The following is an 18,591-nucleotide window of genomic DNA, read 5'->3' on the forward strand; positions in this document are numbered from 1 at the left end:
GCACCAAGCGCTTCGGATGCAAACCCCTGCGGCAGCTTTTGCATTAGCCGCGTAACCTGAGCAGATTCTGCTGGGTCATTACAGTGGAGGCCTGGCGCGTGGACTACAATGAGATTCGGCCTCACATGGCTCTCAACGACCAAACTCCCACGGCCTTCGCTCGGAGTATGGTTTCTGAAGGGCTTGACATGGGCCATTGACCGACCAAATTCTCGTATCCAAAGTGTCCATCGAACCCAAGCGGATCAAGGTCCTGCCCAAGTCAGGCGACATTGAATTCGAAGATTAATGGCAAGCGCAAAGTGTAACGTGGCTCGAAACAGCGAGCGAAGACGCGAATGTTTATCGGTAACATGCGATGCAAAACGAGCAAGTCGCAATGCAAGTGATCACTGCATCTAAGTTCGCGAGAAAAAATTTGCTGCATCGGCGCAGCGAAATTGATAACTTGGGGGGGATGAATTCGATTCGTATTACCGCTGGAACTGAGCCGAGCTGTACACGACACCCTACACGACCTCGCGGGTCGAGCCGTGGTTGTGTTTGATTCACTTCCGGGGGCGCAGTATGGCGCGGCTTCCGATCACGTCGCTGCCACCCCGCGCGGCGCAATGACCAGCGCTCCGTCGCTGCGCAGAACCATTTTTTTCTCAAGCGTCACCTCACGCTCCAGCAACGTCAGAAACAGCGTCCAGTTACCCAGATACTTTGACCCGGCTCTGGCGCTCCGGGCGGATGTGGCCAGCTATCCCTTCTACCGTTAGCAGAGGCGAGACGCCCAGGGGCAGTCTGGATGCGCCAGTAGAGCCTCTCCGGGCCGCCGTGCGTCGGCGCCTCAACGCCGTGCTGCCAGTTTCTACTCCGTGCGACCGTTTGCGTTTGGGTGCGCGTGACACCGAGCGCTTTAGTGATCGTTGGCTGCACCACACGCAGCTACGGTTGCGCCGTAGGATAGCGTCGTTCACTACGTAGGGACCAAATAGCGTGACATATTCCGGCCATGCGTCAGAGGCGACAAGTCTGGACGATTCGCCATGAGCTTCAACATGCGGCGCAGATGGGCACTAAAAGTACAACTCCGCTTCCCCTTGTTGAAAAACTCGTGATATCCCTTCACGACACAGCCGTCGATGAAGCTCACTTCGAAATGCACGCCATTGCAGCGCCCATCCAGAGCCCATTGCGCTAGCACCCGTTCCGCGCCATAGAAATCACTGAGCACAGCGGTGCAGTTCCTAACATCCCACAAACGGATGCGCAGCAGATCGATTTTCTCATCTTCGTAATGTTGGAGCGATGCTGGTTGGGCCCTCCGCAAAGTCATCGTCTGACCTTTCCAAAAGAATGCGCATTGCTCACCACGTGCGACACAGCCTCGCCACGGAACTTGTCCGGATTCGCCATAAACGCACAGGTGACGTATGACACATCAACTCGTCAGCCGCCCAGCAGCCGGCCGATCAGACGGTCGTGCGCGGCCGGCGCCCTCCTCCTTCAGTTTTCGCTGAGAAGAAGTCAAGTACCGCACGGAGGGGGCGGCAAGCAACTCGCCGAACCGCTCCCGGGTCGGCAAAACCCTGGTATAGCGGATGGCTGCAAACCCAGCGCAGGTATCCAGCAGCTTGCGAACGCCAGCCGGATCGGCACCAGCATGCGCCACCCGCCCGGACACGTCGCACTACTTTATCGCCCGGCACACCAATGCCGATGACGTCCGCTCCAAAAGCCGCGCCGAACAGACAGAATTCCTGCACTGCGCTTCTGACCAGCCCTCCAACCTCTGTGAACAGGCACCTGCGTTCGTGAGACGATCCAGATGGTCAACGGCGACCCTGAACGGCCGCCGCCGCAACGATTATTTTGCCGGAACCGGCGCCAGCGTCACGTGGCTGCTCGTGTTACGCGGCGCTGCCTTATGCACCATCGTGTAGGCGTAGTCCACGCCCATGCCGTAGGCGCCCGAGTGCTCACGCACGATATTCATGACGGCGTCATACGAATCACGGTGCGCCCAGTCGCGCTGCCATTCGAGCAAGACCTGCTGCCAGGTCACCGGCACCACGCCTGCCTGGATCATGCGCTGCATCGCGTAGTCATGCGCATCCTTCGAAGTGCCTCCGGAAGCGTCGGCCACCATGTAGATCTCGTAGTCGCCCTCCAGCATGGCGCACAGTGCGAACGTGGTGTTGCACACTTCCGTCCACAGGCCGGCAACGATGATTTTTTTCTTGCCGTTGCGCGCCAGCGCGTCGCGCACCTTTTGATCGTCCCACGAGTTCATCGAGGTGCGCTCAAGAATCTCCTTATCGGGGAAAACGTCCAAAATTTCCGGGTAGGTGTGACCCGAGAACGATTCGGTTTCTACCGTGGTGATGGTGGTTGGAATGTTGAACACTTTGGCCGCCTTAGCCAGCGCCACCGTATTGTTCTTCAAAACCTGACGATCCATCGACTGCACCCCGAACGCCATCTGCGGCTGGTGATCGATGATGATCAGTTGGGAATTGTGCGGAGTCAGGACTTCGAGTTTGGGGTTTTTCATGGATTTTCCTATCGGGATAGTTGGGACGACAGTGCCGGACTGCGCTACCGGTCTTCAGATTAACCGGCACCAGCGCCCTAAGTAACTATCCAAAAGTATAGTCAGCCTCGGCCGATTCGGCTGGTCGACCGACTTTGGGTATCTGTTCGTATAGCTAGGCCCTACACCCGCAGGCCTCGACAATAGACATCGAAGACTGGAGACAGCGATTACTACGGAAATGTATATAGCGAACGCGTAGGCGGCCTGCCTGCTCCTTTGACGACAGCTTTGAATAAAAAAGGGGAATATCAATATGCATAGCATCGCAGCCGAGGGAACCAGCGTGATTGTGCATGACGTCGCGCCTGCCCATCACGCCAGCTATGAGTCCTGGATGCTCACTGCGAGGGAGGCTAGCCGAGGCTTTAAGGGGTACTTGGCGACCGATGTCATCAAGCCAGTTGGCGCGGGGCTACGTTACGTGGTGATCCTTCGGTTTTCGTCCAGTGCCGACGCCGAAGGCTGGCTGCAATCCGATGTCCGGGCCGCGCTGTTGAAAGACGTAGAGCGGTGGCTAATCCGCGCGGACAGGTATCAGGTTCAGGACAACAGCGAATTTTGGTTCGTCACGCCGAGCGCGCGAGCCACTCCGCCCAAACGCTGGAAGCAGTGGCTGCTGTCTACGGTGGCAGTGTTTCCTCTGACCGCAGTGATTCCAGCATCGGTAGCAACACTGGCACACAACCTCGCGCCAACCCTGCCAAAGGTCACTGTGCTGGCGGCCACAGCGGCGATAATCTCGGCCATCATGGTGTACTGGCTTATGCCGCTGCTGTCGCGCTTTACTGCAGATTGGCTGGGCCGCTGACCTTGAAGTAGTTCACCCTATGCTATGGCCCCGCCGTCCGCGGTTAAGACGGCGCCGGTAACGATGCTCACCCCGGAACTGGCGAGGAAGACTACCGTGTTCGCGATTTCACGCGGCTCGGCATAGCGTCCCAGCGAAGTCAGGCTACGCTGCGCGGTGTCGACGCCTGACGCAACAACATCCGCGAGCACCCTGTCCTCGACCTGCTGGCCGACGTGCTGGATCAGAACAAGCGACAATCCGGGACGATCACCCATCAAACGAACTACATCGAGCAGTTGCACAAGGCGAAGACCGCCGCCGAAAAGCGTCCCTTCCGATGGCTTGCACACCTCATCTGGGAACGGAACCGCGAAAAGATTGTTGTCGCCGCATTCGCCATCGGGATCGCGGTCCTGGCCCACTGGGCGAGTTTGCGATGAAGCTCCCTTTGTCGCCCAAGGTAAATTCGCTAGGAGCAGTGACGTGGCGCAGCTAGCGGGCTATTCATCCACAATGGATACCAAGCCGCGGAGATCATTCCCGTCATACGCTGCTTCCTGCAAAAAAAAATATAAACGAGTGACTTCGCCGAGGCTTGTGCGCTGCGTCCGAAAACACTAGGTGCTTGGTGTGATCGCGTTCAGGGGGCAGAAATTTGGAGCGCGGGGAGAAAGTAATCGATCTTTCGGGTTCGGGGACTCGAGATATTGGCACAGATTTCAGCCGCGCCTGCAAGTCTTAGTGGCCGCCCCAAGCTTTCAGAATGCGATCTGCTTCTCATGAAGGAGGATGGACCGGCTGTATGCTGGCGACGCGGAACCTCATAACGTGACCCTGCGTGCTCCGTAGCGCAGTCCATCGAGAAGTAGAAGGATCATCCGTTCGGTATGCTGTACAGCGTCGTCGTCGCCCGATACCGACAGGTTGCCTATGGCGCGCAGCAAATCGTACGGAGCAATGTCGCCGCGAGTGTCGCCAGCACTGGCTGCGGCAGTGAGGAGCTTCGCCAGCGCCGGCTCAAAGCGGCTACGGAAATAGTCCGGCAATGCAGCGAACGTTGCGTCACCCGATCGGAGCGCTGCCGCCAGTCCCTGTTTGGTCGCGAGGAATCGGGTGTAAGACATCAGCCATGCGGAAAGCGCATCGAGCGGCCGGCATTCAGCAGCCAGGGCTGTCGCCGCATCAGCGCATACATCGACTTCGCGCCGGAACACCGCAGCCACCAGCGCAGCGCGAGTCGGAAAACGCCGGTATAGCGTACCCAAGCCCACACCAGCTTTCCCCGCAATTTCCCGGATCGGGGCGTCCACGCCGGAAGCCGCAAAGACGACCTTGGCAGCTTCCAATATTGCCTCTTCATTTTTGCGGGCGTCGGCCCGTAGTCGCGGCGCCTCGACTTGAGCGTCAGCGCCGTCTGCCGACGTGAACACCTCACCCACAGAATCTCCCAAGCGATGTTCAGACATGTACACTCCTTGACAAGCGGATCAATGATCCATATTATTTAAGTTGATCAGCGCTCCGTTTAAGCTCGCCGATGGCCTAGCTGGATCAATGATCCGTTCATTGTAACGGAGCATATGCAGCTGATCATCCTTCATACCCATTGCCACGACAAGGAGAGTACGCGTGAACACAATTCTTATTACCGGGTGCTCATCTGGTTTCGGTCTACAAACCGCCCGTTATTTTCTCGACCAGGGCTGGTCGGTGATCGCAGCGATGCGCGCACTGCAGAACAATCCTCTGCCAGCATCGAAACACTTGCGTATCCTTACTTTGGATGTGACCGATTCCCGCAGCATTGCCCAAGCCGTGGAGGAAGCCGGACCGATCGACGCTTTGGTGAATAACGCGGGGGCTGGGTTGATGGGAACACTGGAAGGCGTGTCGATGGACGCGACACGCCAGCTATTCGAACTGAACACCTTCGGCACCATGGGCGTGACGCGCGCCTTTTTGCCCGGTTTTCGAAAACAGGCTTCCGGCGTCATCGTTAACATCTCATCTGCCGTGACCACCACGCCGCTGCCAATGCTGTCGGCCTACACAGCGAGCAAAGCGGCTGTCGAGGCATTCAGCGAAGGTCTCGCACTAGAGGTCGAGCCATTCGGTGTGCGTGTGCGCCTTGTCGTTCCCGGCCGTGCACCCGAAACATCATTCGGCGCTTCTGCCCGGGCCCGTTCGCAGAACAGCATTCCTGAGGCGTACGCGGCTTGGGCCGGGCGGGCTTTCGCCCCGCCCAAGGAACAGCCAGCCGAGTTCACCAGTGCCAAGGATGTAGCGGATGCCGTCTGGAAGGCGGTAACGGATCGCAACACGCCATTCCGCATCGCGGCCGGTGCGGATGCTGTGCGACTGGTCGCACAGCGCCACAGAACGGCATAACGCTTTAAGGGGTGCACCAGATAGCGCGACGCGGTGAGGCCATATTGCCGCAATGCGGCTAACGTACGCTGATGAAGGAGGCTTTTCGCAATGCCACGCTGTTCTTGGAGGAGACCCTTATCGGAATTTCGCCCGTCGGAGACGAAATCGAATTTGCCGACACCGTGCGCGACGCGCTCGAGCGCAAGAAATTCGTGGTCGATCACGTGGACACGCGTGCGATTGAGGGCTGCCCATCCCGGTATTCCGATCATGACACTGACTGCCCGGGGAGAGGTCAACCGACCGTGTCAACGGTCTGGACGAAGGGACCGACGAACAGTTCGTGATGCGGATAGTATTGGAAGAGCTGTTTTCTCGCATCCGGACGGTGCGGCGCCGCCCCACCGACCTTTGCGCCGAAGCAATCGAGGCAGGCGCGCTTGTCTTCGACGTCGCCGACGACGAGCCCAATGTGGCGGGAGTGCGGTTGCTTCTGTTGCGCCGCGGACTGCGAGTTCTCGCGACGCTCGTCAGGCGCCGTGGCCGCACGGTTTTGCGCGAATCGCTTGAACCAAGCGCGTACGGAGTGACGATCGGTGCAGCTTAACACCCTCGATTTCCACATCAGCGTTTGCGTCTCGGGCTGGCCGAAGCGAACGCCGGCATTGAGATCCCCGCCGTCGAAGGCGTTGGCTGCCTGTTGCATGCGAGTCCTGAGGCGGCGGTTACCATCGCTGAAGTGGCTGCCGAATGTCCAGCCAATGCTGCTGCAGTTCGCCGCCCTGTTCATCAGCTTTGTGAGCATAGTCCGATTGGCGACACGGGTCGAATTCGGGGACGGACAGGTGCGAGACCGCATTCCACGCACGCCATGTCTGCCGTCATTCGCCGCGAGCGCCGCCCGCCGGCCCACTAACGATTATGGGCCATGGCAAGCTGACTGTGCTCAGCTTCACTGTCCTTCCCGCCTCGGGTGTTGGGGCCCTGCCGAGGTAGGATTGATGGTACTGGTATCGCTGATCGCAATTCCCCGGATGGTCAGCAGCTCGCTGGCCGGCGTCGCGCAGGCCGCGGAAGAAGACTGGCAGATTGGTAAGCGTCACCGTGACACATAGTCGCATGCACGGCGACAGCGAGAGGTTTCCTAATAGATTAATTTTGAGAAGGAGTTCCAGCATGCTTCCAGTTTATCAGCCCGTCGCCCAGAAATGGCAAGCGGAACCCACGCCGGTTCGTCGGAGCAAAAGACAGCTTCTTGGAGCCGCAGCCCTCATCGGGCCGGGTGTGCAGGCAGGTGCAGGAGCGGCCGGGTCTGAGCAGTCGCCACCATCCCAACTGCGCCGACATTCGCTCCGAGTCAACGGAGAAGCATTTCATGTGCTCGAACAGGGAACTGGGCCCGCGGTGTTGTTCTGCCACGGTTTCCCCGATACCGCCGAGACGTGGCGAAAGCAGATGCGCGCGGTTGCGGAAGCGGGATATCGCGCCCTGGCGCCCGACATGCGCGGGTTCGGCAAGAGCTATGCACCGGGCGAGGCAAGCCTGTACAGCTCGCGGCACATCGTTGCCGACCTGGTCGGCATTCTCGACGCAATGAAGATTCAGTCAGCCGTCATTGTCGGTCACGACTGGGGCGCCGATCATGCGCAACGCGCCGCGCTAATGCATCCGGAGCGCTTCCGGGCCTTGGTCAGCATCAGTATTCCGTACGCGCCGCGCGGCGACATTGACACCTGGGAAGCCTTACGACGGCGCGGGCTGGGTCAGCGCTACTACGCGCTTAATTGGCTGACACCGGGAGCGGAGTCCGCCTTCGCGCCAGCCGCATCGTCCATCCCGTCCATACTCTACTGGGCCTCTGCCAGTCCACCGCCTGGCCAGCGCTGGGACCCGATCGATCCGGCACGCAGCATATTGCGGCCAGCTCCCACTGAAATGCCCCCGTGGGCCGATCCAGGCTATGTGGTGCACACCATCCGCAGCTTCGAAAAGACCGGTTTTCGTGGCGGCCTGAACCATTACCGCGCGCTGCCGGTCAGTTTTGCTGAAACGGCCGCATTTAAGGACGCGCCCATCATGCAGGCGTCGCTATACGTTTGGGGCGCGGATGATGGATTGTGCCGGTTCTTCCATCCCACTACGCCCCAGCTGGCTGAGCTACGGCGGGTACAGCCGCGGCTAGTCGACCAGGTCCGGCTCGAAGGAGTCGGCCACTGGGTGCAGCACGAAGCCCCGGACCGACTCAACGCGGCCTTACTGCAGTTTCTTGCAGGTCTGGGGGCATCATGAGTCTTACTTGCCTGATGCTAGCCTGCGCTCTGGATACGGCCGAGACAGTCCATCACCTGCTGAGTGCAGGGGCCGACGTGCACGCAGTCGAAGCGCGCATGGGGACCACCGCGCTGCATAAGGCCGCGCAGGCAGGCTCGCTCGGCGCAGTGCGGGCCTTATTGGAACATGGAGCCTTCATCGACCAGCAATCGGCCGCCGTCGGCAATACGGCACTGATGGACGCCACAATGCACAAACACGAAGACGTCGTACGGCACCTGCTCGATAGCGGCGCCAGGACCATGCCAAGGAATTACGCCGGGGAGAACGCGCTGGACCTGGCGCGCACCGGCGGGCTTGAGGCCATCGCCGGCCTGATTGAGGCGCGCGTAGAGTCTGATCGGGCGCGGATTGAAGGCCTATTGCTGATGGCGGCGGTCAAGCGGGACGACTTGGCAGAAGTCCGGCGCCTTGTGACAGCGGGTCACGCTATCGACGAGCGCTCTCCCAAAAGCGGCGGAACGGACGAGGACTGCACGCCGCTGGGCATGGCTGCACGCATGGGGAATACCAGAATTGTGCGCGCCTTGCTTGAACTTGGCGCCGATGCAAGCCTGCCCAATGGGCCGATGAAAGCGACTGCGGCACATGAGGCTGCCTATTTTGGGCACGCCAGCGTGCTCCGCGTCCTATCGCCTCAGCGTTGTGACGAGTCCCCCGTGCTCGACATTGATGCCCAGGGAGACTACAACGGCATGACGGCGCTACATGACGCCGTGTGGCATGGTCATTTGGAGGCGGCGCGTGCGCTGGTACAGTCTGGTGCCCGGCTCGATCTGCAAACACATGCGGGACTCAGTCCACGCGCATTGGCTGAACTCTACGGTTACGGCGAAATAGCCGAGATGATCGCTATTGCGGAGACGGCCGCCCGTTGAACGCTTAACTACAGTCCGTCGATGCGAGCCACTGCTCGCAATGCCCTCTCAGCAATGTCCGCAGGCTCCCAGCGTGCCGATCATAACGCGCCGGCATGACCGGCAAGCACTGGATGCCGTCCTCAGCCGGCATCCAGCATCGCATCTTCATCCAGGGCAACGCCAGCCCTGAATGCTACGCTCTTGTGGTTTTGATCTCACCGGCGAGATCTCGCATACGCCAGGAAGCCGCTGCGGATGACGGCGACGAGCAGGTCGCGCAGTGGATCGCCGACCGCACCAAGGCCTTGATGCGCCAGCAAAACGGGCACTCCGTCGCCCAGCAAATGATCGGTCCAGCCTTCCGCAATGCGGAGCACCGTGTTGACGATGGGTCCGTTGCCGTCTTGCCTCGACTCAGAGGCGAACTCCTCTGAGGGTGGTTGACAATCTTGCCGTCCCGGTGACGAGTAATTAATAAACAGACTTAGGCGATGCACTCGGGAGGACGGATCCGGAATGGCGCCCTCGGCCCGATTGCACCCGCACTGCGCTGACCCAAGTCAGGCCGGCAGATCGAACAGCAGAACTTCCGCACCGCTCGCTTCCGACAGACTGACCGCGCTCTCGTCGGTTAGCCTTGCGGCATCTCCCGCGGACAACTGGCAATCGTTTACTTTGACACGACCGCGCGCGACATGGATATAGGCCTGCCGCCCCACCTGCAAACCAAGCTCGGCGCGCTCGCCGCCATCAAGAATCGTGGCGTAGATCGACACGTTCTGACGCAGCGAGACCGAACCTTCCCTCCCATCATTCGAGGCGATCAGGCGCAGGCGACCCTTCTTCGAAGCGGCGTCGAAATGCCTCTCTTCATATCCAGGCTCACCACCATCTTGAGCAGGGATAATCCAGATCTGCAGGAAGTGCACCGGTTCGTAGGCCGAATGATTGAATTCGCTGTGCGTCACACCGGCACCCGCGCTCATGCGCTGTACATCGCCGTAACGCAGAACGGATCCATTTCCCATACTGTCTTTGTGTTCGAGTGCGCCGTCGAGCACGTATGAGAGAATTTCCATGTTCTTATGGCTGTGTGGCTCAAAACCTCGTCCGGCCGACACCCGGTCCTCGTTAATGACGCGCAGGGGACCGATGTGAATGTGGAACGGATCGTGATAGTGACCAAATGAGAATGTGTGTTGCGAATGCAGCCAACCGAGATTTGCGGTACCGCGCTCATGGCTTTTCCTAACTGTCAGCATATTTTTTCCTGTTTTATATGTTTGATCGTAATCGTGCGCAGCACCCGGAGGAACGGCAAAAAGCACGCTATTCATCGAGTACCGGACTTCAGTATTCGGAGCCGTTCAGCATGGCGTACCAGATCCGGCAGCGAGCGCGCGGCCATCTTCTCCATTAAGTTGCGCTTGTGAATTTTGGCCATGATCTCGCTCACTCCCAGCTCGTGAGCAATTTGCTTAATGAGCAGCCCTCCAATGACCAGTCCCATCGTCTCCCGCTCCCGTGGGGTCAAGCTCGCGTGCTTGCAGCGCAAATCCGCCAGTTCGCGCCGCCTGAAATAGTTGGCCTCATCGAGCGCCAGCGCTTCGCGCACCGCACCAAGCAGCTGTTCCGGAATAACCGGCTTTGTCAGGAATTCCTTCGCCCCGGCTTTCATCGCCTGCACCGTCAAGGGGATCGAACCGTATCCTGTCATGAAAATAATGGGAATCACCATGTCCTCGCGTGCCAGCGCGGCGGCGACATCCAGGCCGCTCGACTCGGGCATGGCGATGTCGCAAATCAGGCAGCATGGGGTATCAAGCGACACAGCTGCGAGGAAACCCTTGCCCGTGGCGAAATCACATGCGTCGAACCCCTCGGCGGTGAGCAAGTTCACCACCGAGCTGCGCACGGCGTGGTCATCGTCGACCACGTAGACGACCGGTTTCATACCGGGTTCCCATCGCCGGTCACGCTGCCCAAGTCGTCGTCGGCCTGTTCTGCCATGTTAAAGATGACACTACAGCCGTGCGGTAGCCGGCGGCGAGCGAAGATCCTTCCGCCATGCGACTCGATGATGGATCGACTGATGGCCAGGCCCATGCCTATACCGCCGGGCTTACTTCCTACGAACGGTTCGAACATCTGGTCGTACATGCCCGCATCCGCTCCAGTGCCATTGTCCCGTACACAAACTTCGATCTGGTTGCCTTCCAGGCTGCGGGAGGAAACGCGCACGATACGTACCCGCCCTTGCACCTTCTGCATCGCGTCGACGGCATTGCCAAGCAGGTTCGCGAGTACCTGCTGGAGTTGGGTTTTGTCCGCACCGACAATGATCGGACGGGCTAGCAGATCGAGTTCGACTTCTATTGCACTGCGATTGAACTCGCCGCGCATGGTCAGCAGGACCTGGTGGATTACCGCGTGCACATCGGCTGGCTCTGACTGCGGGCAGGCGCACGTCAATGCCTGCAACGTCTGAATGATCGTCCCGGCGCGCTGGCTTTGACCTAGAATCTGGCCGAGCAGCTCTTTGATTTTGCCGGTACCTAACGAATCACGTTCAATCCCGATCAGCGCCGCCCCGGCATTCGATGAAATCGACATCAGGGGCTGATTGACTTCATGCGCAATCAGCGCTGTCATCTGGCTGATCGCCGTCATCCGTGCGCCGCGCGCCAATTGCTCCTGCGCCCTGCTCCGCTCAAGTTCTTCAGCCTTTCGGCCGCTAACGTCGCTGACGGTACCGGCGTACAGACTGCCATCGGTCATAGAGACAGGGTGAGCGTTGACGGAGAGATAACGGATGGCACCATCGCGAGCCCGTATGCGGTGTTCAAATCGGACTGCGCGCCGCGCCGCGACGGCCTCGTCGAGTATACGATTGACGCGTTCGCGGTCGCAGGGATGAATGTGCTGCATTAGCGCCTCGTGCGTAACCGAGGAAACATCCGGGTTGAATTCATAAAGGCGGCAGAATTCTGCCGAGCAGTTCAGCTCTCCTTTCTCGACATCCCATTCCCAACTCCCACTCTCATTGATTCGTTCGCCGAGAAGAAGCAATGCGCGGCTTTCGCGCAATGCCTGTGCGACGTGGCGGTGCTCGTTGACCTCGTGCATTGTCGCCACATAGAGCCGGACAGTGTCAAGCGATACGGCGGCCTGTTCTGCCAGCAACTCCAGAAACAGCATCTGCTCACTTGTGGGCGTCGTCGCTTCAGCCTGACGCTCCAAATAGATCATGCCGGTTAAGCCTGACCGGTTTGACAGCGGCACGATGACCACGGCGCGGTGCGGCCCCGAACAAGGCAACGGATCTGTGCCTTGATCCCCGGATAAAGGCGTCGCATCAAGCTTGAGTAAAGCACCAGTTCGGATGACTTCTTCCACCAGGGGCAGCGAGACGTCGCCCAAATCGCCGGCGCTGCCGCGCATGTCAACCATAACGTCGTCGCAACCCGCTTGTGTGCGCGCCTCGACCGTGATGTGCCCGTGATGAACACGTAACAGAATGCCGCGTCGCGCTTGCACGAGTGCGACCGCGGTTGTCATCAGTGCCTGAACGACAGGCAGAAAAAACTGCTTTTCGAGTTCGCCCGGAGCTCGGACGCTGTCGCTAACGCTCACGACCGGCCTCCCTGCCTTCCGAGTCGGTCCTCGATATAGACGCGCAGCAGTTCGGGATCGACGGGTTTTGGCAGCAGGGCAAGCGCCCCGGCGGCTACCGCTCTGCGCTCCAAATCAACATCTCCATGGCCGCTTATGAATATCACGGGCAGTTCCAGCCCCAGTAGCGAGCATTGCTGCTGGACGGCGAAACCATCCATGCCGCGAAGCTTGATATCGAAGATCGCAAAATCAATTTCGTTGATCTGAGGCGATGCGAGGAACGACTCGCCGGCATCGAAGAATAGTGCGTGGTAGCCCCACGCCTCGATCAGATTGCACATCCCCGACCGAGCTGCCAGGTCATCGTCTACGACACAAATGGTATGGCTGAGCGGATTGCGCACTTGCACAGATTGCGACGATGCGGAACTACCGCCGCCGCATTGGGGCCGCTTCGCCTTTCTCTGTTGCCTGTTTGCGGTTTTTGACGGCTTGGGCAAAGTAATCTCCATGATACATCCAACGAACCGACGAAATCGGGCACGAAAATGCTGCGAAGGCTGGTGTTAAACCTGAATTATCCGCGCGGTCTGCAATGCAACGGTCGGCTGAGAGGTACTGCCGAGATCGGGATGCGCGGCATTCAGGACTCCGAGTTTTCGTTGTTTGTTGCTACACTCAGTCTGCTTGGGAATAACAGAGCCGGGGCCGCGACTTTCCGGAGCGATAATAAGCGCAGGCTGCGGTCGCAGTAACTATCCATATGTATAGATCGGCCACCATCCCCGTTAGGCCGACGAGCTGCAACTACCTGGGCCAAGAGAACCGACAGTGACGGATCAGAAGACCGCGCGTATCGGTGCGCGAACGAACCCGAACAAGTCAGCGCCTCAGGTAGCTGTTCGCATATCTAGACGCCGGGCACGGCAGGCCGGCGGCGGCAAAGGGCTCACTGCAGCGACGCGACTATTTTTCGCCGCGACGGTAGCTACCCGGCGCGCTGCCGGTCCATGCTTTGAAAGCGCGCTGAAATCCCGCGCTTTCGGAAAATCCCAGCCTGTCGGCAAGTTCGGACAGTGACATCGTTGTGGTATTCAAATACGTGATGGCCATATCGCGCCGCAGTCTGTCCTTGATGGCTTGGAACGTCGTTCCTTCCTTCGCCAAGTGGCGCTGCAACGACGCTGCTGACATGCACAGGGCCGCTGCGGTGGCCTCAAGGTCGGGCCAAGCAGGCCTGCTCTGGTGCAAGTGGCTCAACACTTTGTCGGCCACTCCATTCTTAAATCGCCGTGGAACAATGAATCTAGTCTGCGGGTCGGTCAGAAATCCAAGTAACGCGGTCTCGTCGACGCGCACCAGCGCCTGCAATTGCGCCTTGTCGAACCAGATTGCGGAAACGGCCGAGCTGAAAACCATCGGGCCGGTGAAGAACTCGCTGTAGCTCTCCACATCTTCCGGGGACGTGAAGGCAAAATCGAACCGGGCAATGGAAAGGTCGCCGCCAACCAGCCAGTCGAACAGTCGATAGAGCGACCGCAGCATGAATTCATGCAGGAACCTGCGCCGTCCAATGAGCGGGTTGGTAAAGTGCAGCGCCACGCCTGCCATGTTCCTCTCGGACACAAGTTCAAGGGTCATGTCGTCCTGCAGGATACCAAACGTGTTCGCCATGCGCAGGATCGCGTGCTGAAAGTCCTGCGCGGTCAACGACGATTGCGCCATCAAGGCATAGCTGCCACGCTTGAAGGGCCGCGACAGGAAGCCGATGCACTCATCATCCAGGTTTTCGCACAAGCTGCGAAAAAGGGCTGCATATTGTTCCGCGGTCACACGTGCACCGCTGTATTGCAGCAACTCCTCGGCAATGCCTGCGTGCCGCAGCGCGGCCGCCGCCAGTGGCGCTCCCTGAGGCAGGCCCGACAATAAACCATGGACGAAGCTGATCGAAACGGTGACGGGTGCGTGCGGACTAAGAGGCTGGTGGGTCATGCACGTGACGCTAATGCGAGGGTAATTGCCATCATATAAATATTTGTTTCAAGCAGGAGCTGTTTTTTCATTATAGCAAGATCCACATTCACGCCGGAGAACCATACCTCACGAACAAAAACGACGTCTTTTGTCATTCAAACGCGGCAATTCGCCATACCCTACAGCAACTGGCGCCGCTACCATTGCATCCGATGCAACGCTTTTTCGTTATTCAGCGAGACAACTGTGACACAGATCGCAGCGAAAGGTATCCCATGAAATGCCCTTCCGACACGCGTCGGCAAAAGAATTCGCGCACCGCCACCGTCATGGGCGCTTCCATGCTATGCATCGCGGGCGTCTCGAGGTCTGCGCAAACAGGTCAGCCGACGGGAACAGGAAACCTTCGCCTGTTGTTCGGCGTCCATCTCCATCGTGCGCGCAAGATCGCCTTCGCATGGCTGGCCGCCCTAGCTGGCGGACTTCGTGGCGCCGGTGCGGAGTGCGGCGATCACGCCAATGACTCGCGGCAAGGCCGCAATCAAGCTTCGCCGCTTCAGCGGTGCCTTGTCGGCTGGAGGCGCCGGCATCGACGGCGGTTGCCATAGTTCTTTGTGAGCAGCGCGCCAATGCCTACGCATCAATTCATTGAGTCGAAAGCTCAGCGTGGAGAGCGCAGGACAGGCAACGCAGTTCTCGCCCCGATAATTGGAATGCATAAAACGATTCCAAAGGTGTGAAGACCCACGTACCAAAGCAAATGCAGAGCGGCACCGTGCACATTGATTTCGCAACACCCCAGCAAACAACAAAATACAACTTATGAGCCCACGAGACACTTTCGCCAAATCTCCACAGTTGCAAGAAGTTGCGCCCCACCCGCTCTACTCATGGCCAATAGCCGGCAGGTTAACTGGAGCTGCGGCGCTCGAAGGTTCGCATGTGATTGGCTTGGATCACTCCCATCTAGCCCGCGTGCAAATTGATGCTGTTCGAAGTGAAAATTGTACAGTGGATCCCGGCAAGCAACGGGAAGGTTCCCTAGCTCATGGGTTCAATCACGCGCTGGCGCAAATGCAAAGGCTTTGGTTTGCCGGCGACTATGCGAGTGCTGCGGACGCGGCAAGACTTGCCGCAAGTTTAATGTCGCCGTTAGTTCCCACAGCAGATGTTCTTCGCTATCATCTATTTTCCGTGCTTGTCCTTGGCCGCCTGAAATCATCGAACACCGGCACGGCCGGGAATATGCACTGCGCTGAAATAAGGCGCCTGGCAAGTGCCGGCTCCACCAGCGTCTCGGCCACTGCCGAGTTCGCCCACGCCGTGAACGACCGATGCGCGGGAAAGACCCTGGAGGCGCTCTCGCGCCTGGAACGCACTCACGACAAAGCTGCACGTCTTGGACAACACTGGATAGCCGCCGTAGCAGCGGAAGAAGCTGCTTTGGCCGCATCGCAAGCATGGCTGCACACCGCGGTCGTACACTATAGGCGGCTGGCACTAACGAGCTACAAGAAGTGGGGAGCAGACGGCCGCATCGATATGCTGATTAACGAATGGGGTGGCGTCGATGGCTTTTTGGCGGTGGAGCCTGATTCCGGCAGTGCGCGGAGCCGTGCGGCGCAAGCAGTGGAAGTGGAGCTATCGATAGCGCATGAAATCAATCAGCCACTGGCGGCTATCGCACTGCACGCAGCGGCAGCACACAAATGGCTCGGCCGCGCAGAGCCCAACGTGGCACGAGCGCTCAAATCGTTACTCTCCATCAGTGAAGCCGCATCTCAAGCAGGAGAGATCGTTGGTTCTGTCAATCGACTTGTATCACAAGGCGAGAATAATGCCGAAACTGTTGATGTCGACCAGGCCATTCTTGATGTCACAAGCATGTTGGAGTGCAGTTTCCGCAAGCATGGCATCAGGACAGAACTCAAACTTGATTCGCGCAGCACACCAGTAAAGGCAAATCGGGTTCAACTCAAGCAAGTAATCACGAACCTTTTCGTAAATGCCATCGAATCATTGTCAGGTGGCAAGCGCAAGTATGATGGCGGGTACGTCATGGTAGAGACTTTCACAACTAGCGGCGAAGAGGTCGAGATCATTGTAGAAGACGACGGTCCAGGGGTCGATCCGGTACATCGCGACATCATGTTCAGCCGTCGCTTCACGACAAAAGCCGGCAATACCGGTATGGGTCTGCCGATCTGCCTGGCAATCATTCGCGCTCATCATGGCACCATCGTGTTCGAGCCTTGTGATCCGCATGGAGCACGCTTCCGTATCCGGTTTCCGATACATCGGCTTGAGTGATTGTCACAAGCCGAATGACTTCATTTCAGCGGCCACATCAAACATGCCAAGATCTTCAAGATGGCGCACAACATCCTGGCAGAGAGCGCGCAGCCAAATCAAAATGGCGCTACCGGAGCAGCAGCATCACGATGCGACGGTAGGCGTAGGCCGCGCTCGCAGTAACGATCCAAGTTTAAATATCGACCACAGCAGCCTTGGGCCGGCTGTCCGACCGCCAACAAGACCGCGATGATGGCGAGTGAAAATGGGCGACAGGAGCCAAGCATCGGACTCGAAAACTGAACACGGCGGTGCCACAGGTATCTGTTCGTATAGCTGGACGCCGTACCCTGCAGTCCCCAAAATCGGCGGCGGCATCGTCTCATCAGCCAAGCCCTTTGGAAGGCCTAGCGTATGCGTTGGCATTCCAATGCGGCATTTGCCTGAGTGGAGCTACGCGTACCAGTGTTGATCGGGTACGATCGTCCGCGCAAACCGAGGGGCCGCCGGCCCTGCTTGAATTAGAGTTTTTATCATTTTCCGGGAAAAGTTATGAAGTCATATTTCCGTTTTTACGATCGGTCAGTAGCAGCGATCAAATCAGGCGTGTTCGCTGGCAGTCTCACAATCCTTCTGGCGAATTCGTCGATTGCCACCACACTCACTCCTACAGCAGTGCCGAAAAATTCGGCGAGTGCGCCAGAAATGCGACTGCGTGGCGACGACATCGTTCTGCCAATCGCCATGGTGCGGGAATTTCCGTTCATCGAGGGCAGCGTCGCTGGCGTGCCCGGAAAATTGATGCTCGATACCGGTTACAGAGCAGCGCTTGGCATTAACGATAACCGGATCCCTGTCGTCAATCCGACCGACAACGGTGTCGGAATTTTCGGAAGTGGGCAAAAATATGCGTCCCGTATCGCGCCCGCCGTCCACAACGTCATCGTGGCCGATCTTCATTTTCCGAAGGTTACCCAGGTACGGAGTTCGGACGCTTCTTTGCTAGAGACAATCACGCCGGATTTCCTCGGATGGCTGGGCCATGACTTTTTTGAAGGTTACGCTATCAAACTCGACTATCAAAAGCTACAGGCCAGCTTCCATCGAGGACAGCCGGAAGAGTACTTGCGAGGTGAAAAAATAGTGGACGCTTTGCCATTTAACCTAAGGAAAATTCCGAACATTCCGGTAATGAAAGGGAAGTTGGGAGATCTCGATACAACTGTCGCATTCGATACCGGGCAGAATGGAGCGCTGTTTATAGATGATGACGCCAAGTCAAGACTGATCATAGCGGGCGTACTTAAACCCACCAATGACGCCGAGAAGTTCGACATACCGTTGCTACATATCGAGGGTAGGACTTTCACCGACCTGAAGAACATTGATGTGATGGCTGCGCCATTCCCTGCAGCGATGCAAACAGGACTAGACGATAAAACACTGATTACCCTAGGCTTCGCTTTCCTGAATAAGTATAAAACTGTCTGGGACTATAAACAGAGAAAAATCCATATTTTGGAAAGGTGAGGCGCAGATGGGCGGCAATGCGGCGTCATCGGGATCCTGCGCAGAAGCTATCTTTCGCCGCGACGGTCGCTTCCCGGCGCCCCCGTCCATGATTTAAAGACGATAATCGGGAAGATAGCGTTCAGCGCCACGCCGCCATGTTCGTCGCGGACGAACTCAAGAGTTATGTTGTACTGCGGGAAATAACGTGTCGGCCCTGTGCAGGATCGCATGCTGGAAGTCTAGCGCGGTCAACGACGATTGCG

The 18,591-nt window shown here is 58.3% G+C and carries 18 protein-coding genes; 8 read left to right on the top strand and 10 right to left on the bottom strand.

What is annotated here, in order from left to right; translation table 11 throughout:
- The first annotated feature begins 83 nt into the window (after positions 1 to 83).
- Positions 84 to 200, top strand: a complete 117-nt coding sequence (locus tag ASC94_RS34280; protein WP_373888116.1) for an integrase core domain-containing protein — start codon at positions 84 to 86, stop codon at positions 198 to 200.
- A gap of 1,655 nt (positions 201 to 1,855) precedes the next feature.
- On the opposite strand, the gene ASC94_RS12605 is transcribed toward ASC94_RS34280, so the two are convergent.
- A complete protein-coding gene (locus tag ASC94_RS12605) occupies positions 1,856 to 2,542 on the bottom strand; it encodes a hydrolase (protein ID WP_056395091.1) in 687 nt (228 codons plus the stop codon).
- A gap of 295 nt (positions 2,543 to 2,837) precedes the next feature.
- Between ASC94_RS12605 and ASC94_RS12610 the strand changes: the two genes are divergently transcribed.
- Positions 2,838 to 3,392, top strand: a complete 555-nt coding sequence (locus ASC94_RS12610; RefSeq protein WP_056395092.1) for an antibiotic biosynthesis monooxygenase — start codon at positions 2,838 to 2,840, stop codon at positions 3,390 to 3,392.
- 17 nt (positions 3,393 to 3,409) lie between these two features.
- On the opposite strand, the gene ASC94_RS33665 is transcribed toward ASC94_RS12610, so the two are convergent.
- Together ASC94_RS33665 and ASC94_RS12620 are read right to left on the bottom strand one after the other, a co-directional pair.
- The gene (locus tag ASC94_RS33665) at positions 3,410 to 3,796 is read right to left on the bottom strand and encodes an SDR family oxidoreductase (protein WP_056395093.1); all 387 of its coding nucleotides are present in this window, start codon (positions 3,794 to 3,796) and stop codon (positions 3,410 to 3,412) included.
- A 399-nt stretch (positions 3,797 to 4,195) separates the two neighbouring features.
- Complete coding sequence (locus tag ASC94_RS12620) at positions 4,196 to 4,840, bottom strand: TetR/AcrR family transcriptional regulator (protein WP_082616466.1); 645 nt, start codon at positions 4,838 to 4,840, stop codon at positions 4,196 to 4,198.
- 163 nt (positions 4,841 to 5,003) lie between these two features.
- Here ASC94_RS12620 and ASC94_RS12625 point away from each other — a divergent pair, with 163 nt between their 5' ends.
- Entirely contained in the window at positions 5,004 to 5,762 is a 759-nt protein-coding gene (locus tag ASC94_RS12625; protein WP_056395095.1) for an SDR family oxidoreductase, read from the top strand.
- A gap of 277 nt (positions 5,763 to 6,039) precedes the next feature.
- On the opposite strand, the gene ASC94_RS32550 is transcribed toward ASC94_RS12625, so the two are convergent.
- Positions 6,040 to 6,450: a hypothetical protein gene (locus ASC94_RS32550; RefSeq protein WP_157201416.1), complete on the bottom strand. Its 411-nt coding sequence runs from the start codon at positions 6,448 to 6,450 to the stop codon at positions 6,040 to 6,042.
- 470 nt (positions 6,451 to 6,920) lie between these two features.
- Between ASC94_RS32550 and ASC94_RS12635 the strand changes: the two genes are divergently transcribed.
- The 3 genes from ASC94_RS12635 to ASC94_RS12645 all read left to right on the top strand — a co-directional run bounded on the left by ASC94_RS12635 (position 6,921) and on the right by ASC94_RS12645 (position 9,369).
- A complete protein-coding gene (locus ASC94_RS12635) occupies positions 6,921 to 8,033 on the top strand; it encodes an alpha/beta fold hydrolase (protein ID WP_082616467.1) in 1,113 nt (370 codons plus the stop codon).
- A 14-nt stretch (positions 8,034 to 8,047) separates the two neighbouring features.
- Positions 8,048 to 8,953 carry an ankyrin repeat domain-containing protein gene (locus ASC94_RS34155; RefSeq protein WP_056395099.1) on the top strand — a complete coding sequence of 302 codons (906 nt, stop codon included), beginning with the start codon at positions 8,048 to 8,050 and terminating at the stop codon, positions 8,951 to 8,953.
- Between the two features lie 95 nt (positions 8,954 to 9,048).
- The gene (locus ASC94_RS12645) at positions 9,049 to 9,369 is read left to right on the top strand and encodes a hypothetical protein (protein ID WP_056395101.1); all 321 of its coding nucleotides are present in this window, start codon (positions 9,049 to 9,051) and stop codon (positions 9,367 to 9,369) included.
- 126 nt (positions 9,370 to 9,495) lie between these two features.
- On the opposite strand, the gene ASC94_RS12650 is transcribed toward ASC94_RS12645, so the two are convergent.
- The 6 genes from ASC94_RS12650 to ASC94_RS32555 form a co-directional block, all read right to left on the bottom strand.
- The gene (locus tag ASC94_RS12650; protein WP_056395103.1) at positions 9,496 to 10,197 is read right to left on the bottom strand and encodes a pirin family protein; all 702 of its coding nucleotides are present in this window, start codon (positions 10,195 to 10,197) and stop codon (positions 9,496 to 9,498) included.
- Positions 10,198 to 10,268: 71 nt separating this feature from the next.
- On the bottom strand, positions 10,269 to 10,889 hold the full coding sequence (locus ASC94_RS12655) for a response regulator transcription factor (protein ID WP_056395106.1): 621 nt from the start codon (positions 10,887 to 10,889) through the stop codon (positions 10,269 to 10,271).
- Positions 10,886 to 12,568 carry an ATP-binding protein gene (locus ASC94_RS12660; protein ID WP_056395107.1) on the bottom strand — a complete coding sequence of 561 codons (1,683 nt, stop codon included), beginning with the start codon at positions 12,566 to 12,568 and terminating at the stop codon, positions 10,886 to 10,888. Before ASC94_RS12660 ends, ASC94_RS12655 begins: the two co-directional genes overlap by 4 nt.
- Positions 12,565 to 13,062 (bottom strand): response regulator, encoded by a 498-nt coding sequence (locus ASC94_RS12665; protein WP_082616469.1) that lies wholly within the window; start codon positions 13,060 to 13,062, stop codon positions 12,565 to 12,567. The genes ASC94_RS12660 and ASC94_RS12665 overlap by 4 nt, the downstream gene beginning before the upstream one ends.
- A gap of 454 nt (positions 13,063 to 13,516) precedes the next feature.
- Positions 13,517 to 14,542, bottom strand: a complete 1,026-nt coding sequence (locus ASC94_RS12670; protein WP_056395111.1) for an AraC family transcriptional regulator — start codon at positions 14,540 to 14,542, stop codon at positions 13,517 to 13,519.
- The gene (locus tag ASC94_RS32555) at positions 14,539 to 14,679 is read right to left on the bottom strand and encodes a hypothetical protein (RefSeq protein ID WP_157201417.1); all 141 of its coding nucleotides are present in this window, start codon (positions 14,677 to 14,679) and stop codon (positions 14,539 to 14,541) included. The genes ASC94_RS12670 and ASC94_RS32555 overlap by 4 nt, the downstream gene beginning before the upstream one ends.
- Positions 14,680 to 15,346: 667 nt before the next feature.
- Here ASC94_RS32555 and ASC94_RS31820 point away from each other — a divergent pair.
- Complete coding sequence (locus ASC94_RS31820) at positions 15,347 to 16,834, top strand: sensor histidine kinase (RefSeq protein ID WP_082616470.1); 1,488 nt, start codon at positions 15,347 to 15,349, stop codon at positions 16,832 to 16,834.
- A gap of 534 nt (positions 16,835 to 17,368) precedes the next feature.
- Complete coding sequence (locus ASC94_RS12680; protein WP_157201418.1) at positions 17,369 to 18,346, top strand: hypothetical protein; 978 nt, start codon at positions 17,369 to 17,371, stop codon at positions 18,344 to 18,346.
- The last annotated feature ends 245 nt before the right edge of the window (positions 18,347 to 18,591 follow it).

Origin of the sequence: Massilia sp. Root418, from assembly GCF_001425265.1 — a bacterium.
Classification (GTDB): domain Bacteria; phylum Pseudomonadota; class Gammaproteobacteria; order Burkholderiales; family Burkholderiaceae_D; genus Rugamonas.